We start from the raw sequence: 26,608 nt of genomic DNA, 5'->3' as shown, positions 1-26,608 counted from the left end.
AACCTGAATGTCAAGCCGGGCGATTCACGATGCGTTCGGCTATCCCCCCCTACCTTGCGCCATCTTTCCGCTCACCAGCCAGTTTCCGGTGAGCCGGCGCGGCCCCCTCGATCGGTACTGATCGTTCTTTTGGGGCTGCCCACGGGGCGGCCCCGATGGCCGCCTCCCCATGACGCCAAGTCGTACCCCGCCTCCTGTCGCCCCCGCGGCCGGAACCGGAGCGTGCGGCCCATACGGAGCAAGGAGTTATATGAAACTGGCCTGGATTCTCTGGCTGTCGCAGTTGTTGCCGCAGCCGGCCGCTGATTCATTGTGTTTGAGCACCACCGTGTACCTGGAAGCCCGCGACCAGACCCTGCGTGGCCAACAGGCCGTGGCCGAGGTTGCCCTGCGCCGCCTCGACAGCGGCCTGTGGGGTGACTCGATGTGCCAGGTGGTCACCGCGCGCAAGCAGTTCGCACCGACCATCGTCTCCCCCGGCACCCAGCTGGGCAACGACGCGGCCTGGAGCGAGGCGATGAACGTGGCCTTCGACGCCGAGCGCAACTGGGCGCTGCCGGCCGGCGAGCGCCGCGAGATCGTGCCCGGTGCCAGCCACTTCGCCGCGCTGGCCATCGCCAGCCCGAACTGGCGCAACGCTTACCAGGTGGCCACCATCGGCGATCACACCTTCTATAAGGTGCAGAACCTCAAGCCACGGCAGTCGTAACGATCCGTGCTGGCGGCAGCGTTGCCGCCCGCCAGCAAGCTCTGGGATAGTGGGGGTTTCCCGCCCGCATCACCTGGAGTTCCCATGAAGCTGTACAGCAAGCCCGGTGCCTGTTCCACCGCCGACCACATCGCCCTGCAGTGGACCGGCCAGCCGTTCGAGGTTGAACTGCTGAACAAGGACACCCTGAAGGGCCCGGAATTCCTCAAGATCAATCCGGCCGGTGCCGTTCCCGCACTGGTCGATGGCGACTTCGTGCTGCTGCAGAACGCCGCGATCATGGGCTACATCGCCGACAGCTTCCCGCAGGCCGGCCTTGGCGGCGACGGCAGCCCGCGCCAGCGCGCCGAAGCCACCCGCTGGCTGGCCTTCGTCAATTCCGATGTGCATCCGGCATTCTCGCCGCTGTTCGCGCCGGGCAAGTTCATTGCCGACGAAAGCCAGTTCGATGCGATCCGCGCCGCCGCACACAAGCGCCTGCGCGGCCTGTTCGAGACCGCCGACAAACAGCTGGCCGATAAGGCCTGGCTCGCCGGCTTCCGCAGCTTCGCCGATCCGTACTTCTACATCACCCTGCGCTGGGCCGCCGGCACCAAGGTCGACCTGTCCGGCCTGGACAACCTGGCCGCCTACAAGGCGCGCATGGACGCCGACGCTGGCGTGCAGGCCGCGCTGAAGGCCGAAGGCCTGGCCTGACCTGCCCCCGGGTTTGAGTCGGGGTCGGATCCGTCTGCGCAGCAGGCGGCTCTGACCCCATCAGTCCCATCGATCCGCTCAGCCGATCTGGCGGATCACCTCGCCCTTGGCATCGCGCAGGTAGGTCGGCACCACTTCGATGCGCAGCGCCGCCGCCACCGGGTAGATGCCGCGCTCGGCACGCACGCCCGCCAGGGCCTGCAGTCCCGCCTCGTCCAGTGCCCAGCGCGCGCTGTCGGCGGACACGTCGCCGGCTTCACCGCGCCCGGCTGGGATGAACTCCCACTGCCGCTCGCGGCTGACCAGTTCCAGCGATTTGCCGTGGCGCAGGCGCAATGGCAGCAGCTCGCACACGCTGGCCACCTGGCCCGCACCGAGCACCAGGGTGGTGACGCCCGCCTCCTGGCGCCAGTCCAGCGTCTCGATGAACAACATGCCGGTGCTGGAGCCTTCGCGCTCGCTGCCGGCCTGCACCTGTGCAGCCAGTACCGGATCCTCCAGCAGGTTGCCGCGATGCAGGTCGCTGATCCACAGCGGCATCGCCGGCTGCAGCACCTGCAGCACGCCGCGCGTCGACCAGCGTTTGACCGCCTCCACTTCTTCATCAGTCAACCCGACCAGCTGCAGGAACTGCAGATGACCGTTGGCGGTATCACGCGCGGGAAGCTGCGGGTCGGCGATGAAGGCGAGGTGGCACAACCGCGTGTCGGTCTCCAGCGCGATCGGGCCATTGGCATTGAGGTGGTGACCGTCCTCGAACACGTTGCCGCTGCCGAACACATAGCGCGCCAGGTTCTGCAGCAGGTTCATCGGCCACACCGGCGGCTCACTGCCTGCGCTCTCGCCGGCGCTCGCAGCCAAGCGGAACGTCAGTTCGAAGCCATAACCGCTGGTAGCGGCATCGCTGCTTTCCTTGGCGTACAGCTCGGAGAAGCCATAGGTGATGTAGTGCCAGTGCCGGACCGGCGCATCCGCCCAGTACACACTGATGCCATCCAGGGGATCCTGACCGCCCAGCGTGTAGGGCAATGCAGTGCCGTAATGGCGCGGTTCCTGGCCGGCATGCAACGGCGCAAGCGCGGCGTTGATCGCGTCCCAGCCGGGGGTATCGGTGTCGTCGTGGTCGTCCTGCACGGGAGACTCCTTGTGGGAAGTAAACCGATCACTTTACGCGGTGGCTGAGGCCTGTACGACCTCGCTGCTGCCACTCGCCAGTGCCGCCTGGGTTTCCTGCCACCAGCGCTGCGCAAGCGCCGGGCTGCGCGCCTTGCCGACGGCCGCCAGCAGCTCCGGGCACAGGCGCTCCAGTGCCAGCGCATCGGTGCAGCGTTCGATCTTCAACTGCATGAAATAGCCCTTCAGGCCCAGATGGCGGCGTACCGCCTCGCTCATCGCGTCGTACAGCTGCTGGTACAGCGCCGGATCCTGTTCGCGCCCGGTACTGATGCCACTCAGCGGTGTCACCTCTGCACTTCCGCCGATCACTTCGATCAGGCCCTGCGCTGACAATTGCTCCAGTGCATCGGGGGGTGCACGCAGGCCTTCGAACAGGCCGCGCAATTCAGTGTCATCGCGATGGCCATCGACCATCAGCAGGATCGAACGCAGTGCCGCCGGCAGGCGCCGGCCACGGTCCTCGATTTCCTGGCGGCCAGCGGCCGTCTTGGCGTGCAGCAATGCCATTGCTCCCCCTTCCCTCGATGCGCGATGCCTGCGCGCCCTGGTGGGCACGCTCCCCTGTGTGACATCCCCGGACGGCACGCGCCTTCCCCGGCGCGCGCCGCGTGTTGCAGGTCGATGACAGGCCGAGCTTAGCGCAAGTGCTGGACACAGAGGGTAGTGCCGGCCGCTGGCCGGCAATCCCATCAATCCCGAGGTTGCCGGCCAGCGGCCGGCACTACCAGATCAGCGGCCCAGCGCGCGGCGGATCTCCTCCAGCGCGCTGGGATCATCCAGCGTCGACAGGTCGCCCGGGTCACGCTGCTCGGCCAGCGCCTGCAGCGAACGCCGCAGCAGCTTGCCCGAGCGGGTCTTGGGCAACGCGTTGACCACGTGCACGTGCGCCGGGCGCGCAACCGCACCGAGCGATGCGGTCACCGTGGCCATCATCTCGGCCACCACCGGCGCCGGATCCTCGCCATCGAGCCCCTGCTTGAGGGTGACGAACACCAGCGGCACCTGCCCCTTCAGTTCATCCTTGACCCCGATCACGGCAGCCTCGGCCACGCGCGGATGGCTGGAGATGGCTTCTTCAATCTCGCGCGTACCCAGGCGGTGCCCGGCCACGTTGATCACATCATCGGTGCGACCGAGGATGAAGGTGTAGCCATCATCGTCGCGGATCGCCCAGTCCAGCGAGCTGTACAGCAGTTCCTTGAAGTGGCTGAAGTAGCTCTGCAGGAAACGGCTGTCGTCGTTCCACACCGTGCTCATGCAGCCCGGCGGCAATGGAGGGGTCATCACCAGCACGCCCTTCTGCCCCGCTGCGACTTCCTCGCCGGTGTTCTCGTCGATCACCTTCATCCGGTAACCGAGGTTGGGGAAGCCCGGCGAACCGAACCGCACCGGCTTCATCTCCAGGCCCGGCAGCAGGGTCAGCGCCGGCCAGCCGGTTTCGGTCTGCCAGTAATTGTCGATGATCGGCTTGCCGAGCGCTTCACTGATCCAGTGCGCGGTCGGCTCGTCCAGCGGCTCGCCGGCCAGGAACAGGTACTTCAGCGCGCCCAGGTCGTGGCGATGGATGAAGTCCGCGTCGTGCTTCTTCAGCACGCGGATGGCGGTGGGCGACGAGAACATCGTGCGCACGTTGTACTGCTCGCACAGCGCCCACCAGATGCCCGGGTCCGGGTTGGTCGGCAGCCCTTCGTAGAGCAGCGAGGTGCAGCCGCCGATCAGCGGGCCGTACACGTTGTAGGAATGGCCGACCGCCCAGCCGACATCGGAGGTGGAGAACATCACCTGCCCTGGCCGGCAGTCGAACACGGTCTCCATCGACTGCGCCATCGCCACCGCATAGCCGCCGACATCGCGTTGCACGCCCTTCGGCTTGCCGGTGGTGCCGGAGGTGTACAGCAGGTAGCTCGGCTCGCTTGATTCCAGCCACTGCACCGGCACATCGGTTTCGCCGATCTGCGCACGCAGGGTGGCGTATTCCACATCGCGCCCCGCCACACGGGGCTCGGCCGGGTCCAACCCACGCGACACGATCAACACATGTGGCGGCGGATTACTGGCCTCTGCGCAGGCCGCGTCGACCATCGCCTTGTACGGAATCAGCTTGCCGCCGCGCATGCCGGCATCGGCGGCGATCAGCAGTTTGGGCTTGGCATCGTCGATGCGCAGCGCCAGGTTGTGCGCGGCGAAGCCGCCGAACACCACCGAGTGCACCGCACCGATGCGCGCGCAGGCGAGCATCGCGAACACGGCTTCGGCCATGTTCGGCATGTAGATCACCACGCGGTCACCGTGGCCGACACCGAGGTGCTTGAGCACGGCGGCGAAGTCGTTCACTTCGCGATACAGCTGGCGATAGGTGATCTCGCGGGTGCTGTTGGTTTCGGTGGAGATGGCGACCAACGCCAGCTGGTCGGCGCGCTCAGCCAGGTGGCGGTCGACCGCGTTGTAGCAGAGATTGGTTTCGCCGCCGACGAACCAGCGCCGGAACGGCGGGTTGCTGTAGTCGAGCACCTGCTGCGGCGGTTTGTGCCAATGGATGCGCTTGGCTTCCTCGCCCCAGAAGGCCTCCGGCTCGTCGATCGAGCGACGGTAGGTTTCCTCGTAGTTCATGACGCAGCCCTCCCAGACAAAGTCATGGGTTCGAGGATAGTCCGGCGCTGGCGCGCGGGCCGCCCTACCTTGGTAGGGGGTGGGTTTGTTCTGCAGGGCTTGCAGCCCTGCACCTGCAGAGGCCAAAGCCTAAGCAACAGCAGAAGCTGGTTTCCTGAGGGATGGCGGGGTGGGTCCGGTTGCGGGAGACGCCGTAAACCCATCCATGGGGGCTTGGCCGCGGCATCCATGCCGCGGACACTCCCGCAACCGGACCCACCCCGCCTTCGACAGTTGGCCGCGATCTGTCGGAACGGCGTATTGCCCTGAGGGGTGTCGACCTTGGTCGACTGCTCTGGTAGGTGTCGACCTTGGTCGACACGGTAGATCCACGCCATGCGTGGATGATTCATTCGATATCTGAAAGAAAAATGGTGTCGACCAAGGTCGACACCTACCAACAGCCGCGCGGAACAACGGCCGCAGTTACCAACAGCCGCGGGAATCTGTCAGAGGCGGGGCACTGTGGGTTTGCGGGGTGTGAGCGGCATGGATGCCGCGACCAAGCCCCCATGGACGGGTTTACGGCGTCCCCGCACACCCACAGTGCCCCGCCATCCCACGGAATGCCGCTTTGGTTTTTGACGTTGCCGTTGCTTGAAAGCTTCGGCAGGTGCAGGGCTGCAAGCCCTGCCGAACCCCTAAAACGGAGTCGCGGACTCGAACGCGAGCGCCTCGCCCGTCACCGGGTGGGTGAACTGCAGGCTGCGCGCATGCAGGTGCACGCGCTGCGCCGGTGCTGCGCCATACAGCACGTCACCAACGATGGGATGGCCGAGACTGGCCATGTGCAGGCGCAGCTGATGGCTGCGGCCAGTGATCGGTTCCAACGCCACGCGCGTGCGCTGCGCTTCAACATCACGCGCCATTACGCGCCAGCGCGTCAGCGCCGGCTTGCCGCGTTCGTGGTCGACCATCTGCTTCGGCCGGTTCGGCCAGTCCACGATCAACGGCAGATCCACTTCGCCGGCATCGCCTTCAAGCAGCCCCTCCACGATCGCTTCATAACGCTTGCCAACCTGGCGCTGCTCGAACTGCATCGACAACGCTGCCTGCATGTCCTTGCCACGCGCATGCAGCAGCAGACCCGAGGTCACCTGGTCCAGGCGGTGCACGGTCAACGCATCCGGGTACCGCGCCTGCAGGCGCGCGACCACGCAGTCCTGGTTCTCGGCGCTGCGGCCGGGCACGGACAGCAGGCCGGCCGGCTTCTCGGCCACCAGCAGCGCGTCGTCGATGTAATGCAGGTGGATCATGCGGTTCCAGGAACTCCAAATGAAAACGGGGAAGCCGAAGCCTCCCCGTTTTCTGCGTACCGACCAGCGGTCGGTACCTACCTTGATGGAAGACGTACCGGCTCGCGCCGGTACCGCCTGCCTCAACCCAGCAGGTGGGCGACGCCGGAGCGCTCTTCTTCCAGCTCGGCCAGGGTCTTGTCGATGTACTTCTGGCTGAAGTCGTCGACCGGCAGATCCTTGACCAGGGTGTACTTGCCGTTCTCGGTGGTCACCGCGAAGCCGAAGATCACGCCTTCCGGAATGCCATAGGAACCGTCGGACGGCACGCCCATGGTGACCCACTTGCCGTTGCTGCCCAGCACCCAGTCACGCACGTGGTCGATGGCTGCGTTGGCCGCCGAAGCCGCCGAGGACGAGCCACGGGCTTCGATGATCGCCGCGCCGCGCTTGCCGACGGTCGGGATGAAGGTGTTGGCGTTCCACTCCTGGTCGTTGATCGCATCGGCGATCGACGCACCATCGGCGGTGGCGAAACGGTAGTCCGGGTACATCGTCGGGCTGTGGTTGCCCCACACGACCAGCTTCTCCATGCCACCGACCGGCTTGCCGAGCTTGGCCGACAGCTGGCTCAGGGCGCGGTTGTGGTCCAGGCGCAGCATGGCGGTGAAGTTCTCCGGCTTCAGGTCCGGGGCCGACTTCATCGCGATGTAGGCGTTGGTGTTGGCCGGGTTGCCGACCACCAGCACCTTCACGTCACGGCTGGCGACCTTGTTCAGCGCCGCGCCCTGAGCGGTGAAGATCTTGGCGTTTTCCAGCAGCAGGTCCTTGCGCTCCATGCCCGGGCCGCGCGGACGCGCGCCGACCAGCAGGGCGATGTCGGCGTCCTTGAAGGCCACTTCGGCGTCGTCGGTGCCGACCATGCCGGCCAGCAGCGGGAAGGCGCAGTCTTCCAGTTCCATCATCACGCCCTTCAGGGCGGCCTGGGCCTTGTCGACCGGCAGTTCCAGCAGCTGCAGGATGACCGGCTGGTCCTTGCCCAGCATTTCGCCGGAGGCGATGCGGAACAGCAGGGCATAACCGATCTGGCCGGCGGCGCCGGTCACGGCAACACGAACGGGTGCTTTCATGGGGGTTTCCTCTTGCTTGCAAGCGTTTGATGGGACGCCGCGGGCGTGGCCACGCAGGCCGGGCGGGCGGCGGGGAACAGGGAAACGGCCACCCGAGGGTGGCCGTTTCGAAGGGAAATCAGGCGGCGAGGAGCTTGTTCCACTCCGCCACGCGCTCGGCCTGGGCGGCCAGCACGGCGTCGGTATCGCCTTCCAGGGTGATCGAATGGATCACATCGCCCTGCTTGACCGAATCGACGATGGCCTGGCCGTCCAGCACCTGGCCGAACACGGTGTGCTTGCCATCCAGCCAATCGGTCTTGATGTGGGTGATGAAGAACTGGCTGCCGTTGGTGTTCGGACCGGCATTGGCCATCGACAGCGAGCCGACCTGGTGCTTCACACCATTCTTCTCGTCTTCGAACTTGTAGCCCGGGCCACCGGTGCCCTGACCCTTGGGGCAGCCGCCCTGGATCATGAAGTCGGCGATCACGCGGTGGAAGATCAGGCCGTCATAGAAGCCGTGCTTGACCAGGTTCACGAAGTTGGCCACGGTCAGCGGCGCCTTGTCAGCGAACAGCTCGACCTTGATCGGGCCCTGGGTGGTGTCGAAAGTGGCGATGAGGGACATGAAGATCCTTGGGATGCGGGGTGTGTAATCAGCCCCATAAGGATACACCTCCCCTGCCGTATGGGCGCCTTCGACCATCGGTGCAGGCGGGGTCTTCAGCACCCGGACGGTGGGCCCTGGACGGGTAGCTGAACGGGGCACCCGGGCGGTGTGAAATGGAGGTTTTCGCCAATCGTCAACTTCGACGTATAATGTTGGACTTCTTTTTCCAAATCCGGCGCCGACTGGCCCCCTTTCGTATGTCCATCGAAAATCTTCGCAACATCGCCATCGTCGCCCACGTCGACCATGGCAAGACCACCCTGGTCGACCAGCTGCTGAAGCAGTCCGGCACCCTGTCCGAGCGTACCGTCCTCGCCGAGCGCGTGATGGACAGCAACGACCAGGAAAAGGAACGCGGCATCACCATCCTGGCCAAGAACACGGCCATCACCTGGGAAGACAAGAAGACCGGTATCAAGAACCGGATCAACATCGTCGACACCCCCGGACACGCCGACTTCGGTGGTGAGGTCGAGCGCGTGCTGTCGATGGTCGACACCGTGCTGATCCTCGTCGACGCGATGGACGGCCCCATGCCGCAGACCCGCTTCGTCACCCAGAAGGCCTTCGCGATGGGCTTCAAGCCGATCGTCGTGGTCAACAAGGTCGACCGCCCGGGCTCGCGTCCGGAGTGGGTGATCGACCAGGTGTTCGACCTGTTCGACAAGCTCGGCGCCACCAATGAGCAGCTCGACTTCCCGATCGTCTACGCCTCGGCCCTGAACGGCTACGCTGGCCTGGAAGACACCGTGCGCGACGGCGACATGACCCCGCTGTACGAAGCGATCATGCAGCACGCGCCGAAGCCGGAAGTCGATCCGGAAGGCCCGTTCCAGATGCGCATCAGCCAGCTGGACTACAACAACTTCGTGGGCGTGATCGGCATCGGCCGCATCCAGCGCGGCACCCTGAAGAAGAACATGCAGGTCGCGGTCATCGACCGTGAAGGCAAGAAGCGCAACGGCAAGGTGCTGCAGGTGCTGGGCTTCCTGGGCCTGGAGCGCATCGAGCAGGATTCGGCCGAGGCCGGTGACATCGTCGCCATCTCGGGCATCCAGGAGCTGACCATCTCCGACACCCTGTGCGCCCCGGACACCCCGGAAGCGCTGCCGGCACTGACCGTCGACGAGCCGACCATCTCGATGACCTTCCAGGTCAACAACTCGCCGTTCGCCGGCAACAAGGACCTGTCCGGTGGCAAGTTCCTGACCAGCCGCCAGATCAAGGACCGCCTGGACCGTGAAAAGGTCCACAACGTCGCGTTGAAGGTTGAACAGCTGGAAGACGCCGACAAGTTCCTGGTCTCCGGCCGTGGCGAGCTGCACCTGTCGGTGCTGATCGAGAACATGCGTCGTGAAGGCTACGAGCTGGCCGTGTCGCGCCCGGAAGTGATCATCAAGCAGATCGACGGCCAGGCCATGGAGCCGATCGAGCAGCTGGTGGTGGACATCGAAGAAATCCACCAGGGCGGCGTGATGGAAAAGCTGGGCACCCGCAAGGGCCAGCTGAAGAACATGGAATCGGACGGCAAGGGCCGCGTGCGCCTTGAGTACCAGATCCCGGCCCGTGGCCTGATCGGTTTCCAGAACGAGTTCAAGACCCTCACCCAGGGTTCGGGCCTGCTGTTCCATGTCTTCGACCACTACGGTCCGAAGGAGCAGGGCGCGATCGCCAAGCGCATCAACGGCGTGATGATCGCCAATGCACCGGGCGCCACGCCGGCCTACTCGCTGGGCCCGCTGCAGGAGCGCGGCAAGCTGTTCGCTGCTGAAGGCGACAACGTGTATGAAGGTCAGCTGGTCGGTATCCACTCCAAGGACAACGACCTGACCGTCAACGCGATCAAGACCAAGCCGCTGACCAACATGCGCGCTTCGGGCAAGGACGATGCGATCCAGCTGACCCCGGCGATCAAGTACTCGCTGGAGCAGGCCCTGGACTTCATCGAAGACGACGAGCTGGTCGAGATCACCCCGAAGGAGATCCGCCTGCGCAAGAAGTTCCTGACCGAAAGCGACCGCAAGAAGGCTTCGCGCGGCGGCTGAGCCAGCACCCCGTGAACCAGAGCGGCTACAACCCGGATCCACACCGGCATCCGGGTCTGCACGTCATCGCCTTGCTCGAAGCGAGCAAGGCGATGCTGGCGCTGTTGGCCGCCACCGGGCTGGAAGTGCTCGGACCGCAGCCGCTGCGGCACGGCATCATGGCCCTGATCCGGCGCTTCAGCTTGGATCCGGACCATGGCACCCTGCCCTCGCTGCTGCACATGATCAGCCCCGACGCGGTGCACCTGGCCGCGGCGGGGATGATCGGTTACGGCCTGCTGCACCTGGTCGAAGCCTGGGGCCTGTGGCGTGCCAAGGCCTGGGCCTCCTGGCTGGGCTGCCTGACCGCTTCGCTGTACCTGCCGTTCGATATCTTCGCGATCATCCGCCACCCTGGCTGGCCCTCGTGGACGATCCTGGCGATCAACCTGATCGTGGTCTACGTGCTGGCCCGCGACCTGCGCAAGCGCCGCCGCTGAGCAGCGGCTACACTGGGGATTGGAGCCGACCAAGCCGCCCCATGCGCCCGTCCTTGCCGCCCCTCCTGATCTGCCTGCTCGCTGCGCTGCCTGCGCTGCTTGTCGCTGCCTGCAGCCCGGCCACGCCCAGCGCCCACGCCGCCGAACCTGCCAGCCGCAACGTGCCGTTCCCCTACGCCGAAACCGATGTCGCCGACCTGCAGGCGCGGATGACCGCCGGTGAACTGGACAGCACCACCCTGACCCAGGCCTACCTGCAGCGCATCGCCGCACTGGACCGTGCCGGTCCCCGCCTGCGCGCGGTGATCGAACTCAACCCGGATGCACTGAAGGAAGCCGCCGAGCGCGACCGCGAACGTCGTGACGGCCGCCTGCGTGGCCCGCTGCACGGCATCCCGATCGTGCTGAAGGACAACATCAACGCCGCGCCGATGGCCACCACGGCCGGCTCGCTGGCGCTGCAGGGCTTCCGCCCGGACGACGCCTACCTGGTACGCCGCCTGCGCGAGGCCGGTGCCGTGGTGCTGGGCAAGACCAACCTCAGCGAATGGGCCAATTTCCGCGGCAATGATTCGGTGTCCGGATGGAGCGCGCGCGGCGGCCAGACCCGCAATCCCTATCGCCTCAGCCATTCGCCCTGCGGCTCCAGCAGCGGCAGCGCAGTCGCCGTAGCCGCCAACCTGGCCAGCGTGGCGATCGGCACCGAGACCGACGGCAGCATCGTCTGCCCGGCCGCGGTCAATGGCGTGGTCGGCCTGAAGCCGACGGTCGGCCTGGTCAGCCGCGACGGCATCATCCCGATTTCCTTCAGCCAGGACACCGCCGGGCCGATGACGCGCAGCGTCGCCGATGCCGCCGCCGTGCTGACCGCCATTGCCGGCCGCGATGACGCCGACCCAGCCACCGCAACCATGCCCGGCCGCGCGGTCTACGACTACACCGCGCGCCTGGACCCGCAGGGCCTGCGCGGCAAGCGCATCGGCCTGCTGCAGACGCCCCTGCTGAAGTACCGCGGCATGCCGCCACTGATCGAACAGGCCGCCACCGAGCTGCGCCGCGCCGGCGCGGTGGTGGTGCCGGTGGAACTGCCCAACCAGGGCGTCTGGGCCGAGGCCGAACGCAGCGTGCTGCTGTACGAGTTCAAGGCCGGCCTGGAGCGCTACCTCAGCACCCATCGCGCACCGCTGCGCAGCCTGGCCGAACTGATCGCCTTCAACCAGGCACACAGCAAGCAGGAACTGGGCCTGTTCGGCCAGGAACTGCTGGTGGAGGCCGATGCGACTGCCGGCCTGGCCGATCCCGCCTACATCCGCGCGCGCACCGATGCGCGCCGCCTGGCCGGCCCGGAAGGCATCGATGCCGCCCTCGCCGCCCATCAGCTTGATGCGCTGGTGGCACCGACCACGGGTGTAGCCTGGCCGATCCGCAGTGACGGCGACGACTTCCCCGGCGAGAGCTACAGCGTTGCCGCCGTGGCCGGCTATCCCAGCCTCAGCGTGCCAATGGGGCAGATCGACGGCCTGCCGGTCGGCCTGCTGTTCATGGGCACCGCCTGGAGCGAACCGAAGCTGATCGAGATGGCCTACGCCTACGAACAGCGCACCCGCGCACGACGACCGCCGCACTTTGATACCGATGCGCTGATCGACGCTGGCGAACCTTGATCGGCCCCCCAGGTAGCGCCGGGCCATGCCCGGCGGATAGAGCGACGCCGCTGCGCTCGCCGGGCATGGCCCGGCGCTACCGTTCGGGTTCCGGCTCCACCGGCACGATCGCTGCCTCTCCATCCTCCGCACCCGGCGACCGTACATCCGCGGTGCGCGCGCGAGGTCCTCGCGGCATGTCCAGTTCGTCTTCGTGCTGCACGCGCGCACGCACCTGCGGCAACGACTGCGGATGCTCGCGCGCCAGGAAATCCAGCATCCGCTCGCGTACCAGGCAGCGCAGGTCGAAGGCATCACCGGAACTGCGTGCGCTGACCAGCAGGCGCACCTGGATTGCGCGTTCGCTGGTTTCGGTCACCTGGGTCACGCAGACCCGGCCATCCCACAGCGCCTCACCACGGCAGATGCGCTCCAGCTCGGTGCGGATCGCCGTGATCGGGGCGCGGTAGTCCAGCCACAGGAACGCCGTGCCGAGCAGATCGGCGCTGCGCCGCGTCCAGTTCTGGAACGGGTTCTCGATGAACCAGGTCAGCGGCACCACCATGCGTCGCTCATCCCAGATGCGGACCACGACGTAGCTGCTGCCGATCTCCTCGATACGGCCCCACTCGCCTTCGACGATCACCACGTCATCCAGCCGGATCGGCTGCGTCACCGCAATCTGCAGGCCAGCGATCAGGTTGCCGAACACCGGCTTGGCCGCGATACCGGCCACCAGGCCGATCAGGCCTGCCGATGCCAGCAGCGCGGTACCGATCTTCTGCACCATCGGGAACGTCAGCAGTACCAGCGACGCGCCCAGCACGATGATGGCGCCCATCAGTACGCGGCTGAGCACCCGGGTCTGGGTCTGGATGCGGCGCGCCTCCAGGTTGTCGGAGACATCGATTGGATGGCTGCGCAGGATCGCGCGCTCGCCCGCCGCCACCGCGCGTACCAGCAACCAGATGAAACACGCGGTCAGCGCGATGTGCAGCATGTGCTGCAGGTTGCCCAGGGCCGGATCCTGCAGCGGCGTGGCCTGCAGCGCAGGAATCAACAGCAGCAACGGCCATGCGGTGGCCAGCGGTAATCCCAGCACACGCCCGATGCGCGCACGCCGGCGATCACGCCCTTTCAGCCGATGGTAGATCCACAGGATCAACCACGCGCCGATGCCACCCACCAATGCTGCCACTCCCAACGGCCATGCGTACGCCTGTGCGCTTTCCCAGTGCACCGTTGCCACCTCCACTCGAACAGCCGAACGGACAGCCTCGCGCATGGCGCATGAGCGTCACGTCAGCCGTTCGTAAGAAGGGTGTTGGTCGGCAGGGCTTGCAGCCCTGCACCTGCTGTAGTGCCGGCCGCTGGCCGACAATCTAAACAGCAACAGCAGAAGCGGGCATTCCGTGGGATGGCGGGGTGGGTCCGGTTGCGGGGGGCGCTGCAAGTACGTCCATGTAAGCTCGGTCGCCGCATCCATGCGGCTCACGCCCCCGCAACCGGACCCACCCCGCCTTCGACAGTTTCCCGCGATCTGACGGTACGGCACAGGGTCGGATCCCGTTGATGCGTAACGGGCTCTGACCCCTGATGAAATTCGATATCTGACAGAAAAATCGTGTCGACCAAGGTCGACACCTACCAACAGCCACACGTACCGATAGCCGCAGTTGCCAGTAGATCCACGCCATGCGTGGATGAATTCATTCGATATCTGACAGATGTGCCGACCAACGGTCGGCCCCCACCTACAGCGGCGGGGAACTGTCGAAGGTGGGGCGGTGTCGGAGTGCGGGGTGTCAGCCGCATGGGCCCGAGGCATGCCTCGGGCGGGTTGGGCAGGATGCCCAACCCTGGTCTTGCCGTGTGCGCAGGACAGCGCACACGAGCAAGCGGCGACCGAGCCTACAGGGACGTACTTGCGGCGTCGCCGCACTCCGACACCGCCCCGCCAACCCACGGAATACCCGCTTCTGCCGTTGCTGTTGAGGTTGCCGGCCAGCGGCCGGCACTACCGCAGGTGCAGGGCTGCAAGCCCTGCCGAAAAACCCTTACCGAACCTGTTCCTGCTTGCGCACGATCGCCATCGCGATTTCCAGCGACTGCTCGTAGTTCAACCGCGGGTCCACCGTCGAACGGTAGGCGCGCTCCAGGTCACGTTCGGTCAGCTCACGCGCGCCACCGGTGCACTCGGTCACGTCTTCGCCGGTCAGTTCCAGGTGCACGCCGCCCAGGCGCGTGCCTGCGGCCGCATGCAGATCGAACGACATCTCCACTTCGCCACGCACGTTGTCGAAGCGGCGCGTCTTGAAACCATTGGCGGTGCTTTCGGTATTGCCATGCATCGCATCGCACACCCACAGCACGCGGCGGCCATCGCGCTTGACCGCGTCCAGCAGCGGCGGCAGCTTCTCGGCGATCTGCGCGGCACCCATGCGATGGATGAAGCTCAGGCGGCCCGGCTCGTCATGCGGATTGAGCACATCGATCAGGCGCAGCAGCTGGTCCGGCGTCACCGACGGGCCGACCTTGATCGCAATCGGGTTGCGCACGCCACGCAGGTACTCCACGTGCGCGCCGTCGAGCGCGGCCGTGCGCATGCCGATCCACGGGTAGTGCGTGCTCAGGTTCAACCAGCCCTGCTGGCGCGGCACCTGCCGGGTCAACGCCTGCTCGTAGGGCAACAGCAGCGCTTCATGCGAGGTGTAGAAATCGATGCGGTTGAGGTTGTGCACGCGGGCCCCGGCCAGGGTCTCCATGAAATGCACCGCATCGCCGATCGAGGCCACCATCTTCTGGTAGTCGGCGGCCAACGGCGAATGGCTCACCCATTCCAGGTTCCAGTACTCGGGGTGGTGCAGGTCGGCGAAACCACCGTCAATCAGCGCACGCACGAAGTTCATGGTCATCGCCGAGTGCGCGTGGGCCTGCAGCATCCGCTTCGGATCCGGCAGCCGTGCCGCTTCGGTGAAGGCCGGCGCGTTGATGACATCACCGCGGTAGCTGGGCAGGGTTACGCCGTCACGGGTTTCGGTATCGGCCGAACGCGGCTTGGCGTACTGGCCGGCAAAGCGCCCAACGCGGATCACCGGCTGGCGCAGGCCGTGCACCAGTACCAGGCTCATCTGCAGCAGCACTTTCAACCGGTTGGAAATGGTGCCTGATTCGCAGTCGCTGAAATTCTCCGCGCAGTCACCGCCCTGTAGCAGGAAGCGCTTGCCTTCCTGGGCCTCGGCCAGCTGCTGCTTCAGCGCCAGGATTTCCCACGACGTGACCAGCGGCGGCAGTCGCTTCAGCTCGTGCAGGGCGGCGTCCAGCGCCACCGGATCGGGATAGGTCGGCATCTGCAGCGCGGTCTTGCCACGCCAGCTCTCCGGCGACCAGGCAGCGCCAGCGGCGGTCGCAGCGGGTTCGGGGACGGGCGGAACGGCGGACAGGCTCATTGCAGACTTCCGGGATGGGGGGCGGTCATGGTCGCATCGCCAGCCGCTGCCGCAAAGGGCCGGCGCTCCCGGGCCGCCCTGCTGAACGGAAGGGAAAGGCCGAAGCGAGCGGCCAGATCCAGCATGGTCAGCCGCCTGGGGCGGGCGCATGATTTGTTACGGAGTAACACTCACACGTCACGGAACGGCCCCTTCCACGCCCTGCCATCACTCTTCCCATCATGAAGCCCTCGCCCCTCGCTACCGGCATCACCTTCGCCCTGGCCCTGGCCAGCCTGCCCGCCTTCGCGGCCACCACCGATGACGGCAGAACCACGGTCAAGGACCTGGATACGGTCACCGTCAGTGCCCAGCTCGATCAGGCCCGCAACGCGCTGTCGCCGGACATCGGCAGCAGCCAGTACCAGATCACCGCCGATGACATCCAGAAGCAGCCGCTGGGCGCCTCTGCGCCGCTCAGCCAGGTGCTGCTGCAGGCGCCGGGCGTGGTCCAGGACTCTTACGGCGGCGTGCACGTACGCGGCGACCACGCCAACCTGCAGTACCGCATCAACGGCGTGCTGCTGCCCGAATCGATCTCCGGCTTCGGCCAGACCCTGGACGCGCGCACCATCAAGAGCATCCGCCTGATGGACGGCGCGCTGCCGGCGCAGTTTGGTGAGCGTACTGCTGCGGTGGTCGACATCACCACCCGCAGCGGTGCCGAGCTCGGCAACGGCGGCAGCGCTGGCCTGACCGCCGGCTCATTCGGCAAGGTCAATCCGAATGCCTCGTGGTGGGGCAACCAGGGCCGCTGGAGCTGGTTCCTGACCGGCAACTACGACCAGAACGAGGTCGGCCTGGAGAACCCGACCAACTCACGCAGGCCGCTCCACGACGACACCCACCAGGGCAAGGCGTTCGCCGACCTCACCTACCTGGTCAACGAGAACACCCGCCTGAGCGTGTTCGCCGGCTTCGCCAACAACCGCTTCCAGATCCCGGTCAACTCCGGGCAGACGCCACAGTTCGGCTACCTGGACACCACCACCTTCGACTCCAGCCAGCTGGATGAGACCCAACGCGAGACCACCCGCTTCGGCATGCTGGTGCTGCAGGGCACGCTGGGCAGCACTGCCTACCAGCTCTCGGCCGGGCAGCGCTACAGCGATGTGGCGTTCAATCCCGACGTGATCGGCGACCTGGTGTTCAGCGGCGTCGCCTCCCAGGTCCAGCGCAGCAACCGCGCCAACACCCTGCAGGCAGACTTCTCCACGCCGCTGGGCAACGACCACACGCTGCGCTACGGCCTGTACGGCAACTACGAGAACGCGCAGGCCAGCAACGACAGCTGGGTGTTTCCGGTCGGCGCCGACGGCCAGCAGTCCAGCACCACGCCACAGCTGATTCCCGATCGCAGCGCGTTCCACGCCAGCACGCTGGCGCTGTACGTGCAGGACGAATGGAAGATCGGCGACGACTGGACCGTGAACTACGGGCTGCGTGGCGACCGCTACAAGGCCTTTGGCCACACCGAGGGCCAGCTCAGCCCGCGCGTGGGCGTGGTCTGGAATGCCAGCGACAGCACTACCGTGCACGCGGGCTACTCACGCTACTTCACGCCACCGGCCAGCGAACTGATCGCCAGCAGCGACATCGCCCTGTACGACGGCACCAGCAACCAGCAGTCCAACGCCGGCAACAGTACAGCGCTGGCCGAACGCAGCGACTACTACGACATCGGCGTCTCGCAGCAGCTGGGTGAGCACCTGACCCTGGGCCTGGATGCCTATGATCGCCGCGTCTCACGCCTGCAGGACGAAGGCCAGTTCGGCGCCGCGTACATCTATTCGACGTTCAACTACCGCCGCGGCCACATCCGTGGCCTGGAGTTCAGTGCCGACTACAGCAACGGCCCGTTCAGCGCCTACGTCAATGCCGCCCTGAACAAGGCCATCGGCACCGACGTCATCACCGGCCAGTACAACCTTGATCCCGAGGCGCTGGCCTACGTGGCCGACCACTGGATCCACCTGGACCACGACCAGAAGCTGACCTCATCAGGCGGCTTCAGCTACGCCTTCGCCGGCCACAACCGGATCGGGGCCAACTACGTGTTCGGCAGCGGGTTGCGATCGGATGTCGAGGGCGTCCCCAACGGTGGAGAGCTGCCGTCGTACCTGCAGGTGAACCTCAGTGCAGGACATGACTTCAATGCCAACAGCGGCCATCCGCTGCACGTACAGCTGGCGGTGATCAACGCGCTGGACCGCAGCTACCAGCTGCGCGATGGCGGCGGTGTCGGCGTCTTCGCACCGCAGTGGGGACCGCGCCGCGGCGCTTACCTGAGCCTGCAGCAGGACTTCTGAGGAGACAGGGGTCGGATCCCTTTCCGCAGGAAAGGGCTCTGACCCCGCACCGGGAATGGGGTCAGAGCCCTTTGCGATGCAAAGGGATCCGACCCCATTTCGCTTTCAGCGCTTGACCTTGCGCAACGACACCACCAGCGCCCACAGCGCCAGCAGCAGGAACCACACGCCCGACCACATCGGCATGGTCAGGCCCAGGAAGGTCCAGTCGATGTTGCCGCAGTTGCCGGTACCGGTCAGCACCGTGCGGAACACTTCCAGCGGCCCCATGGTCTCGCTCAGGAAGGCCAGCGGCGGACCACAGGTGGCGCCCATTTCCGGCGGCAGCATCTGCACGTAGACGTGGCGCGCGGCGATGCCAACACCCACGGCTGCGGCAATGAAAGCAAGCACACCGTAAGTGGCCCGGCCCGGGCGGTTGGACGGCCCGTGCAGTGCACCGATCAGGAACAGCAGGCCGAGCGCGGCGAACGCCAGGCGCTGGAAGATGCACAACGGACACGGCTCCAGGCCCATTTTCAGCTGCAGGAAGATCGCGTAGCCAAGCAGGCCCGCGCAGATCAGGAAGCCCAGGAAGAACTGGGCGCGGAACGGCCAGCGCAGTGGATTCATCGTCAACGCTCAAATGGATCAGGCGCCAAGCGTAACCGAGAGTGCGCGCCATTCGAACCGCTGCGGGTGACGCCTGTCGGAACGGTGTGGGTCAGCGCCAGCTGCAGGTAGCGCCGGGCCATGCCCGGCGAGCGCAGCGGAAACGGAAACGGAAACGCCGGGCATGGCCCGGCGCTACCAGAACGCAAAAGCCCGGCAGAGGCCGGGCTTTCGCTGTGTCGCGTTGGAGCGGTCCGATTACTCGGCCACTGCCTCGGCCACGACCGGACGGTCAACCAGCTCGACGTAGGCCATCGGCGCGTTGTCGCCGGCGCGGAAGCCGCACTTCAGCAGGCGCAGGTAGCCGCCCGGACGGTTCGCGTAGCGCGGGCCCAGGATGGTGAACAGGTTGCCCACGGCTTCGTTGTCGCGCAGACGGGCGAAGGCCAGACGGCGGTTGGCGACGGAGTCGACCTTGGCCAGGGTGATCAGCGGCTCGGCAACGCGGCGCAGTTCCTTGGCCTTCGGCAGGGTGGTCTTGATCAGCTCGTGCTTGAACAGCGAGGCGGCCATGTTCTTGAACATCGCTTCGCGGTGGGCGCTGGTGCGGCTGAACTTACGGCCAGACTTCTGGTGACGCATGGTGATATTCCTTGGTTAATGATGTGGCTGTGCGGATCGTTGTCGCCTTCATGGCGTTGCTGCGCGGACTGCGGTTGGTCCTGGCCATCCATCCTGGACGACCTGCCCGCGAACCTTCGTTCGTCGTGGCGGTGTTGCCTGGGTGCAATGGCCCCGCCGTTGCCGACGGGGCCATGCGGTCTTGCAGAAAGGCGATATCAGCCCAGCATGCCGTGGCTGGCGACGCCGGCCGGCGGCCAGTTCTCCAGCTTCATGCCGAGTGACAGGCCACGCTGGGCCAGCACTTCCTTGATCTCGGTGAGCGACTTCTTGCCCAGGTTCGGGGTCTTCAGCAGCTCCACTTCGGTCTTCTGGATCAGATCGCCGATGTAGTAGATGCTTTCGGCCTTCAGGCAGTTCGCCGAACGCACGGTCAGCTCCAGATCGTCGATCGGGCGCAGCAGCACCGGATCCACGCCGTTGTTGGCCGGCTTGGCCGCACCGCGGTCGCGGTGGGTGAAGTCACCGAACACCGACAGCTGGTCGCTGAGGATGTCGGCGGCGGTGCGCACGGCTTCCTCGGCATCGATGGTGCCGTTGGTCTCGATATCGATGACCAGCTTGTCCAGGTCGGTACGCTGCTCGACGCGGGCCGCTTCCACGGCATAGGCGACGCGGCGGACCGGCGAGAACGAGGCATCCAGGACCAGACGGCCGATGGCACGGGTTTCTTCGTCCGGACGACGACGCGCGGCAGCCGGCTGGTAGCCGAAACCACGTTCGATCTTCAGACGCATGTTGACTGCCGTGTCCTTGGTCAGGTGGCAGATGACATGGTCGCCGTTCAGGATCTCCACATTGTGGTCGACCTTGATATCGGCAGCGGTGACAACGCCCGGGCCCTGCTTGGACAGGGACAGGGTGGCGCTGTCGCCGGAGTGCATACGGATGGCCACGTCCTTCAGGTTCAGCAGGACTTCCAGCACGTCCTCCTGCAGACCTTCGACCGTGGTGTACTCATGCAACACGCCGTCGATTTCGACTTCCGTGATGGCGAAGCCCGGGATGGACGACAGCAGCACGCGACGCAGGGCATTACCCAGCGTATGCCCGTAACCCCGCTCCAAAGGTTCGATAACGACCTTTGCACGGGTGTCGGTAAGGCGTTCGATCTGCGGACCGCGAGGACGCAGAACCTGGTTGGCGGTAACCGTCATGTTGCGGGTTCTCCTAGTGAACCCCCGGCCGTCGCCGGGGGCTCTCCAATGTGAATTACTTCGAATACAGCTCGACGATCAGCGCTTCGTTGATGTCCGCAGGCAGATCCGAACGATCCGGAACAGCCTTGAAGATGCCGGTGAACTTACCGGAATCCACTTCAACCCACGACGGGCTCAGGTCATGCTGGGCGGCGACGGTCAGGGCTTCCTGGACGCGCAGCTGCTTGGCAGCCTTTTCAGACAGGGCGATGGCGTCGCCAGCCTTGACCTGGTACGAAGCCAGGTTGACCGACTTGCCATTCACGGTGACGCCGCGGTGCGACACCAGCTGACGGGCAGCCGGACGGGTCACGGCGAAGCCCATGCGGTAGACGACGTTGTCCAGGCGGGTTTCCAGCAGCTGCAGGAGGTTCTCGCCGGTGTTGCCCTTCTTGGTCGAGGCCTTCTTGTAGTAGTTGCGGAACTGACGCTCCAGCAGGCCGTAGATACGCTTGACCTTCTGCTTTTCACGCAGCTGGGTGGCGTAGTCGGACAGCTTGCCCTTACGGGCAGTGGCGCCGTGCTGGCCGGGCTTCTGCTCCAGCTTGCACTTGGAGTCCAGCGCACGCGCCGGGCTCTTCAGGGACAGGTCGGCGCCTTCGCGACGGGCGAGCTTACAGGTAGGACCGATATAACGAGCCATTTCTTATCGCTCCCTTTAGACGCGACGCTTCTTCGGCGGACGGCACCCGTTGTGCGGGATGGGCGTCACGTCGATGATGTTGGTGATCTTGTAGCCGACGTTGTTCAACGAACGCACGGCCGACTCACGGCCCGGACCCGGACCCTTGATGCGGACTTCCAGCGACTTCACGCCGTAGTCCAGCGCAGCACGACCGGCCTTTTCGGCAGCCACCTGGGCAGCGAACGGGGTCGACTTGCGCGAACCGCGGAAGCCAGCGCCACCGGAGGTCGCCCACGACAGAGCGTTGCCCTGGCGGTCGGTGATGGTCACGATGGTGTTGTTGAACGAAGCGTGGACGTGGGCGACGCCGTCGGTGACGACGCGCTTGATCTTCTTCTTGGTTTTAGCAGCGGGCTTAGCCATTTATAGGTCCCTTACTTCCTGATCGCCTTGCGCGGGCCCTTGCGGGTGCGGGCGTTGGTACGGGTGCGCTGGCCACGCAGCGGCAGGCCGCGACGGTGACGCAGGCCGCGGTAGCAGCCCAGGTCCATCAGGCGCTTGATCGCGATGCCGATTTCACGGCGCAGATCGCCTTCCACGATGTACTTGCCGACTTCGGCGCGCAGGCGCTCGATTTCCGGCTCCGACAGGTCGCGGATCTTGGTGGTCGAAGCAACGCCTGCGACTTCGCAGACCTTCTTCGAACGGGTACGGCCGATGCCGTAAATGCTTTGCAACCCGACCCAGACGTGCTTCTGGGCTGGCAGGTTGACGCCTGCAATACGCGCCATGACGCGGTTCTCCAGCTGAGTGATGGCCGACAGCGCGCCTCGGGCACGCCAATCCGGCAGGATGGATCAAAAAAGTGAACTAGCGATACTAACAAGGTTCCGGTTTACATGGAAGCCCGTGAAACCATTGGTTTCATGAACCCGGCCTGGGGAGTGTGCCCAGGCTCCGGCGCCGGATGGGGTTGATCCTGGGGTTTCCCCCGGGGTCGCCCGCGCTACTCCAGCGCGGGACCACCTCATCACACCCCCACCCGGAACCGCTGCGGGGGCCGCCCTTCGTTTGTGTGGCCGGAGTCCGCGAAGCGGAGGGACCATCACGTCAGGAAGACGAAAGTATAACAGGCCTATCAGCCGCGGGCAAAGCCGCCGCGGTTGCCGCCCTTCAGGTTGGCCTTCTTCAGCAGGCTCTCGTACTGGTGCGACATCAGGTGCGCCTGCACCTGGGCGATGAAGTCCATCACCACCACCACCACGATCAGCAGCGAAGTACCGCCGAAGTAGAACGAGGCGTTCAGCTGCGTGCGCATCAGTTCCGGCAGCAGGCAGACGATCACCAGGTAGGCCGAGCCGGCCGCGGTCAGGCGGGTCAGCACGCCATCGATGTAATCAGCAGTGGCCTTGCCCGGACGAATGCCCGGAATCAGCGCACCCGACTTCTTCAGGTTGTCGGCGGTTTCCTGCGAGTTGAACACCAGCGCGGTGTAGAAGAACGCGAAACCGGTGATCAGCGCGGCGAACACGATCATGTGCAGCGGCTCGCCCGGACCGAGGGCGTTGGCCACCTTCTGCAGGATCTGGCCGGTGCTGCTCTGGTTCGCAGCCTGGCCGGACCACATCGCCAGGGTGGCCGGGAAGGCCAGCAGGCTCGAGGCGAAGATCGCCGGGATGACGCCGGCCATGTTGAGCTTCAGCGGCAGGAACGAGGTCTGGTTCATGTACGCGTTGCGACCGCCCTGGCGGCGCGCGTAGTTCACCGTGATCCGGCGCTGGCCACGCTCGACGAACACCACGAAGAAGGTGAAGGCCAGCACGACGATGGCGATCAGCAGCAGCTGGATGAACTGGATATTGCCGTCGCGGTAGGCGTCGAAGGTGTGGATGACCGCACCCGGGAGGCCGGCCACGATACCGGCGAAGATGATCAGCGACACGCCGTTGCCGATGCCGCGCTCGGTGACCTGCTCACCGACCCACATCAGGAACATGGTGCCGGCGGTCAGCGCGACCACGGCGGTGAGCACGAAGCCCATGCCCGGTGCGTACACGACCGGAGCGCCCGACGGCGAGACCTGGCCCTGCAGGGCCAGCGCGATCGAACCGCCCTGCACCACTGCCAGCAGCACGGCGCCGATGCGCGAATACTGGGTGATCTTGCGGCGACCGGACTCACCTTCCTTCTGCATCGCCTTCAGGGCGGGGAAGATGTGCACGGCCAGCTGCATCACGATCGATGCCGAGATGTACGGCATCACGTTCAGCGCGAAGATGCTGAAACGGTGCAGGGCGCCGCCCGAGAACATGTTGAACATGTCCACGATGCCGCCGCCCTGCTGTTGCATCATGGCAAGCATGGCATCGGGATTGACGCCCGGCACCGGCACATAGCAGCCGATGCGATAGACGATCAAAGCCCCGACGACGAACAGCAAACGTTGGCGAAGTTCAGTGAACTTGCCCATTCCGCCCGCGAGGTTACCGATGCCAGCTTGCGCCATGATTCTCTTACTCCGTTACGCTGCCGCCGGCAGCTTCGATCGCAGCCTTGGCACCAGCCGTGGCAGCGATACCCTTCAGGGTGAACGCCTTGGTCACTTCGCCCTTGACGACGACCTTGGCCTTCTTTGCAGTGCTCGGGACCAGCTTGGCAGCACGCAGGGCGGCGAAGTCGATCTCACCGGCCGGCAGCTTGTCCAGCGCGTACAGCAGCACTTCAGCGGTGTCCTTGGCGATCGGCGAACGGAAGCCGATCTTCGGCAGACGACGCTGCATGGGGGTCTGGCCGCCTTCGAAGCCAGCCTTGATCTTGCCGCCACCCTTACGGGCGAACGAACCCTTGTGGCCGCGGCCGGCAGTCTTGCCCAGGCCCGAGCCGATACCGCGACCGACGCGGGTGCGCTCGGTGCGGGCGCCCGGTGCCGGGCTCAGTTCATTGAGACGCAGAGTCATGATCGATTACTCCTCAACCTTGACGAGGTAGTGAACGGTGTTGATCAGGCCGCGAACCTGCGGGCTGTCCTTCAGTTCACGCACATCGTTCAGCTTGTTCAGGCCCAGAGCACGCACCGACAGGCGGTGACGCGACTGAGCACCACGCAGGCCACGCACCAGGCGCACCTTCACAGTCTTGTTGGACTCATTAGCCATGGTTGAGTTCCTCCACCTTCTTGCCGCGCTTGGCCGCGATGCGAGCCGGCGACTGCGCAGCAGACAGGCCCTTCACGGTGGCACGCACCAGGTTGATCGGGTTGCGCGAACCGGTGGCCTTGGCCAGCACGTTCTTCACGCCAACCGCTTCCAGCACGGCGCGCATGGCACCGCCGGCGATGACGCCGGTACCTTCGGAAGCCGGCTGCATGAACACGCGGGCTGCGCCGTGACCATCCTTGATGGTGTGCCACAGGGTGCCGTTGTTCAGGTCAACGCTGACCAGGTTCTTGCGAGCCTGTTCCATCGACTTCTGGATGGCGACCGGCACTTCGCGGGCCTTGCCATAACCGAAACCGACCTTGCCTTCGCCGTCGCCGACAACAGTCAGGGCGGTGAAGGTGAACTGGCGGCCACCCTTGACGGTCTTGCTGACGCGGTTGACCGCGACCAGCTTTTCGATCATGCCGTCGTCGACTTTCTCTTCGCGGTTACGGTCGCGATCGCGACCCCGCTGCTGACGTTCTTCTGCCATCTTGATTCCTTGGTTGTTTGGGTATGTACGGCTCGAGGCCGCTTATGGTTGTGGAGTGACGCGTTGACCCGGTGGGCCGCTGCAGAAGAGCGGCGCCGTCCAGCCTCACTCAGGCTGGCGAGCAGGCGGGCAGGAGACCAGAGGTCCCCTGCCCTTGTCCCTTAGAACTGCAGGCCGGCTTCGCGGGCGGCTTCTGCCAGGGCCTTGATGCGGCCGTGGTAGCGGTAGCCCGAACGATCGAAGGCAACCTTCTCGACGCCGGCGGCCTTGGCGCGCTCGGCAACGATACGGCCAACCTTGGCAGCAGCATCAGCGTTCTTGCCGTTCTTCAGGCCGTCCTTGATGTCGGCCTGGGTGGTGTTGGCAGCAGCCAGCACCTTGGAGCCGTCGGCGGTGAAGACCTGGGCGTACAGGTGCTGACCGGTGCGCAGCACCGACAGGCGGGCGACACCGAGCTCACGGATGTGGGCGCGGGTCGACTTGGCGCGACGCAGGCGGGCGATGTTCTTGTTCATTTTGATTATTCCTTGAAAGCTGAAGGATGGGCTTTTCCCTGAGGAGTCCGCACAGGGATGTGCGGGCTCTTGCGAGGGACTCGCACTTACGCCTTCTTGGCTTCCTTACGGATGATGACTTCGTCGGAGTACTTCACGCCCTTGCCCTTGTACGGTTCCGGCTTGCGGAACGCACGGATCTTGGCGGCGACTTCACCGACGACCTGCTTGTCAGCGCCCTGCACCAGGATTTCGGTCTGGGTCGGGGTGGTGATGGTGATGCCTTCCGGCGCCACGAACACGATCGGGTGCGAGAAGCCCAGCGACAGGCTGAGGTCCTTGCCCTGCATGGCGGCACGGTAACCCACGCCGACCAGCTCCAGCTTGCGCTCGAAGCCTTCGGAAACACCCTTGACCATGTTGGACAGGATGGCGCGGACGGTACCGGTCAGCGGGATCAGATCGACGCTTTCGGTGCTCAGGGTGGCAACGCCGTTCTCGACGTTGATGGCAATACCAGCCGGCTTGGCCAGCGACAGGGTGCCCTTCGGGCCCTTGGCGGTGACGTTGTCGTTCTGGACGTTCAGTTCAACCTTACCCAGGTCGATCGGCTTCTTGGCTACGCGGGACATAGTTCTACTCCTTTCGCCTTAGGCCACGAAGCACAGGACTTCGCCGCCGACGCCCAGCTGGCGCGCCTGCGCATCAGTCATGATGCCCTTGGAGGTGGAAATGATGGAGATACCCAGGCCGTTCATGACCTTCGGCAGCTCGCTCTTGCCGCGGTACTGGCGCAGGCCCGAACGCGAGAAGCGCTTCAGGGTCGCGATGACCGGCTTGCCTTCGAAATACTTCAGCACGATTTCCAGCTCGGACTTGTTGTTCTCGAGCGCGGTAACGCGCAGGTCGGTGATGTAACCCTCGTCCTTCAGGACCTGGGCGATCGCAACCTTGATCTTGGACGACGGGGCTTTCACCGTCTGCTTGCCAACCGCGGCCGCATTCTTGATGCGGACCAGCAGGTCGGCGATGGGATCAGTCATGCTCATATGAGTACCTTTGAGTGCACCGATATCCGCTTTCGCGAAAATCTGTTGTCTCCTGGAAACGGGCCAGG

27 protein-coding genes are annotated in these 26,608 nt (G+C 65.5%); 6 read left to right on the top strand and 21 right to left on the bottom strand.

What is annotated here, in order from left to right:
- Nucleotides 1-250: 250 nt before the first annotated feature.
- Both SMAL_RS04060 and SMAL_RS04055 read left to right on the top strand, forming a co-directional pair.
- The gene (locus tag SMAL_RS04060; protein WP_004145661.1) at nucleotides 251-709 is read left to right on the top strand and encodes a cell wall hydrolase; all 459 of its coding nucleotides are present in this window, start codon (nucleotides 251-253) and stop codon (nucleotides 707-709) included.
- Nucleotides 710-793: 84 nt separating this feature from the next.
- Nucleotides 794-1,405 carry a glutathione S-transferase N-terminal domain-containing protein gene (locus tag SMAL_RS04055; protein ID WP_004145642.1) on the top strand — a complete coding sequence of 204 codons (612 nt, stop codon included), beginning with the start codon at nucleotides 794-796 and terminating at the stop codon, nucleotides 1,403-1,405.
- A 78-nt stretch (nucleotides 1,406-1,483) separates the two neighbouring features.
- On the opposite strand, the gene SMAL_RS04050 is transcribed toward SMAL_RS04055, so the two are convergent.
- The 6 genes from SMAL_RS04050 to SMAL_RS04025 form a co-directional block, all read right to left on the bottom strand.
- A complete protein-coding gene (locus SMAL_RS04050) occupies nucleotides 1,484-2,539 on the bottom strand; it encodes a suppressor of fused domain protein (RefSeq protein WP_012510165.1) in 1,056 nt (351 codons plus the stop codon).
- Nucleotides 2,540-2,572: 33 nt separating this feature from the next.
- Nucleotides 2,573-3,088, bottom strand: a complete 516-nt coding sequence (locus tag SMAL_RS04045) for a hypothetical protein (RefSeq protein ID WP_004145636.1) — start codon at nucleotides 3,086-3,088, stop codon at nucleotides 2,573-2,575.
- 222 nt (nucleotides 3,089-3,310) lie between these two features.
- A complete protein-coding gene (gene prpE, locus SMAL_RS04040; protein ID WP_012510164.1) occupies nucleotides 3,311-5,191 on the bottom strand; it encodes a propionate--CoA ligase in 1,881 nt (626 codons plus the stop codon).
- Between the two features lie 680 nt (nucleotides 5,192-5,871).
- Nucleotides 5,872-6,486 carry an RluA family pseudouridine synthase gene (locus tag SMAL_RS04035; protein WP_012510163.1) on the bottom strand — a complete coding sequence of 205 codons (615 nt, stop codon included), beginning with the start codon at nucleotides 6,484-6,486 and terminating at the stop codon, nucleotides 5,872-5,874.
- Nucleotides 6,487-6,608: 122 nt separating this feature from the next.
- Nucleotides 6,609-7,595 (bottom strand): malate dehydrogenase, encoded by a 987-nt coding sequence (locus tag SMAL_RS04030; RefSeq protein ID WP_004145527.1) that lies wholly within the window; start codon nucleotides 7,593-7,595, stop codon nucleotides 6,609-6,611.
- Between the two features lie 118 nt (nucleotides 7,596-7,713).
- Nucleotides 7,714-8,205, bottom strand: coding sequence for a peptidylprolyl isomerase (locus tag SMAL_RS04025; protein ID WP_004145509.1), 492 nt, complete (start codon nucleotides 8,203-8,205; stop codon nucleotides 7,714-7,716).
- 239 nt (nucleotides 8,206-8,444) lie between these two features.
- Here SMAL_RS04025 and typA point away from each other — a divergent pair, with 239 nt between their 5' ends.
- From typA to SMAL_RS04010, 3 genes are read left to right on the top strand one after another with little or no spacing between them, the layout of a single operon-like run.
- Nucleotides 8,445-10,292, top strand: coding sequence for a translational GTPase TypA (gene typA, locus SMAL_RS04020; RefSeq protein ID WP_012510162.1), 1,848 nt, complete (start codon nucleotides 8,445-8,447; stop codon nucleotides 10,290-10,292).
- An 11-nt stretch (nucleotides 10,293-10,303) separates the two neighbouring features.
- On the top strand, nucleotides 10,304-10,771 hold the full coding sequence (locus tag SMAL_RS04015; protein ID WP_012510161.1) for a DUF2127 domain-containing protein: 468 nt from the start codon (nucleotides 10,304-10,306) through the stop codon (nucleotides 10,769-10,771).
- A 41-nt stretch (nucleotides 10,772-10,812) separates the two neighbouring features.
- Nucleotides 10,813-12,435: an amidase gene (locus tag SMAL_RS04010; RefSeq protein WP_012510160.1), complete on the top strand. Its 1,623-nt coding sequence runs from the start codon at nucleotides 10,813-10,815 to the stop codon at nucleotides 12,433-12,435.
- A 76-nt stretch (nucleotides 12,436-12,511) separates the two neighbouring features.
- Here the strand turns inward: SMAL_RS04010 and SMAL_RS04005 are convergent, their stop codons facing one another.
- Both SMAL_RS04005 and SMAL_RS04000 read right to left on the bottom strand, forming a co-directional pair.
- Nucleotides 12,512-13,699, bottom strand: a complete 1,188-nt coding sequence (locus tag SMAL_RS04005) for a mechanosensitive ion channel family protein (protein ID WP_012510159.1) — start codon at nucleotides 13,697-13,699, stop codon at nucleotides 12,512-12,514.
- A gap of 772 nt (nucleotides 13,700-14,471) precedes the next feature.
- Nucleotides 14,472-15,863 (bottom strand): class II 3-deoxy-7-phosphoheptulonate synthase, encoded by a 1,392-nt coding sequence (locus SMAL_RS04000; protein WP_012510158.1) that lies wholly within the window; start codon nucleotides 15,861-15,863, stop codon nucleotides 14,472-14,474.
- Between the two features lie 221 nt (nucleotides 15,864-16,084).
- Here SMAL_RS04000 and SMAL_RS03995 point away from each other — a divergent pair, with 221 nt between their 5' ends.
- Nucleotides 16,085-18,211, top strand: coding sequence for a TonB-dependent receptor (locus SMAL_RS03995; protein WP_012510157.1), 2,127 nt, complete (start codon nucleotides 16,085-16,087; stop codon nucleotides 18,209-18,211).
- A gap of 105 nt (nucleotides 18,212-18,316) precedes the next feature.
- Here SMAL_RS03995 and SMAL_RS03990 read toward each other — a convergent pair whose 3' ends face one another.
- The 13 genes from SMAL_RS03990 to rpsH form a co-directional block, all read right to left on the bottom strand.
- Nucleotides 18,317-18,823, bottom strand: coding sequence for a disulfide bond formation protein B (locus SMAL_RS03990; protein ID WP_004145477.1), 507 nt, complete (start codon nucleotides 18,821-18,823; stop codon nucleotides 18,317-18,319).
- Nucleotides 18,824-19,060: 237 nt separating this feature from the next.
- The gene (gene rplQ / locus SMAL_RS03985; RefSeq protein ID WP_004145464.1) at nucleotides 19,061-19,444 is read right to left on the bottom strand and encodes a 50S ribosomal protein L17; all 384 of its coding nucleotides are present in this window, start codon (nucleotides 19,442-19,444) and stop codon (nucleotides 19,061-19,063) included.
- Nucleotides 19,445-19,641: 197 nt separating this feature from the next.
- Nucleotides 19,642-20,640 carry a DNA-directed RNA polymerase subunit alpha gene (locus SMAL_RS03980; RefSeq protein ID WP_004145453.1) on the bottom strand — a complete coding sequence of 333 codons (999 nt, stop codon included), beginning with the start codon at nucleotides 20,638-20,640 and terminating at the stop codon, nucleotides 19,642-19,644.
- A gap of 55 nt (nucleotides 20,641-20,695) precedes the next feature.
- Nucleotides 20,696-21,325 (bottom strand): 30S ribosomal protein S4, encoded by a 630-nt coding sequence (gene rpsD / locus SMAL_RS03975; RefSeq protein WP_004145446.1) that lies wholly within the window; start codon nucleotides 21,323-21,325, stop codon nucleotides 20,696-20,698.
- Between the two features lie 15 nt (nucleotides 21,326-21,340).
- Complete coding sequence (gene rpsK / locus SMAL_RS03970; protein WP_004145443.1) at nucleotides 21,341-21,730, bottom strand: 30S ribosomal protein S11; 390 nt, start codon at nucleotides 21,728-21,730, stop codon at nucleotides 21,341-21,343.
- Nucleotides 21,731-21,741: 11 nt separating this feature from the next.
- Nucleotides 21,742-22,098, bottom strand: coding sequence for a 30S ribosomal protein S13 (gene rpsM / locus SMAL_RS03965; RefSeq protein WP_004145437.1), 357 nt, complete (start codon nucleotides 22,096-22,098; stop codon nucleotides 21,742-21,744).
- Between the two features lie 347 nt (nucleotides 22,099-22,445).
- Nucleotides 22,446-23,813: a preprotein translocase subunit SecY gene (gene secY / locus SMAL_RS03960; protein ID WP_004145436.1), complete on the bottom strand. Its 1,368-nt coding sequence runs from the start codon at nucleotides 23,811-23,813 to the stop codon at nucleotides 22,446-22,448.
- A gap of 7 nt (nucleotides 23,814-23,820) precedes the next feature.
- Nucleotides 23,821-24,264, bottom strand: a complete 444-nt coding sequence (gene rplO, locus SMAL_RS03955; protein WP_004154498.1) for a 50S ribosomal protein L15 — start codon at nucleotides 24,262-24,264, stop codon at nucleotides 23,821-23,823.
- A gap of 6 nt (nucleotides 24,265-24,270) precedes the next feature.
- Nucleotides 24,271-24,462, bottom strand: coding sequence for a 50S ribosomal protein L30 (gene rpmD, locus SMAL_RS03950; protein WP_004145412.1), 192 nt, complete (start codon nucleotides 24,460-24,462; stop codon nucleotides 24,271-24,273).
- A complete protein-coding gene (gene rpsE, locus SMAL_RS03945) occupies nucleotides 24,455-24,997 on the bottom strand; it encodes a 30S ribosomal protein S5 (protein ID WP_004145411.1) in 543 nt (180 codons plus the stop codon). Before rpsE ends, rpmD begins: the two co-directional genes overlap by 8 nt.
- 161 nt (nucleotides 24,998-25,158) lie before the next feature.
- Nucleotides 25,159-25,518 carry a 50S ribosomal protein L18 gene (rplR, locus tag SMAL_RS03940; RefSeq protein WP_174238316.1) on the bottom strand — a complete coding sequence of 120 codons (360 nt, stop codon included), beginning with the start codon at nucleotides 25,516-25,518 and terminating at the stop codon, nucleotides 25,159-25,161.
- Nucleotides 25,519-25,598: 80 nt separating this feature from the next.
- Nucleotides 25,599-26,123: a 50S ribosomal protein L6 gene (gene rplF / locus SMAL_RS03935; protein WP_004145389.1), complete on the bottom strand. Its 525-nt coding sequence runs from the start codon at nucleotides 26,121-26,123 to the stop codon at nucleotides 25,599-25,601.
- 18 nt (nucleotides 26,124-26,141) lie between these two features.
- Nucleotides 26,142-26,540 (bottom strand): 30S ribosomal protein S8, encoded by a 399-nt coding sequence (gene rpsH, locus SMAL_RS03930; protein WP_004145387.1) that lies wholly within the window; start codon nucleotides 26,538-26,540, stop codon nucleotides 26,142-26,144.
- Between the last annotated feature and the right edge of the window lie 68 nt (nucleotides 26,541-26,608).

This window comes from Stenotrophomonas maltophilia R551-3, from assembly GCF_000020665.1.
In the GTDB taxonomy this organism is placed as follows: Bacteria; Pseudomonadota; Gammaproteobacteria; order Xanthomonadales; family Xanthomonadaceae; genus Stenotrophomonas; species Stenotrophomonas maltophilia_L.
This window is presented reverse-complemented; position numbering and strand designations above follow the sequence as displayed.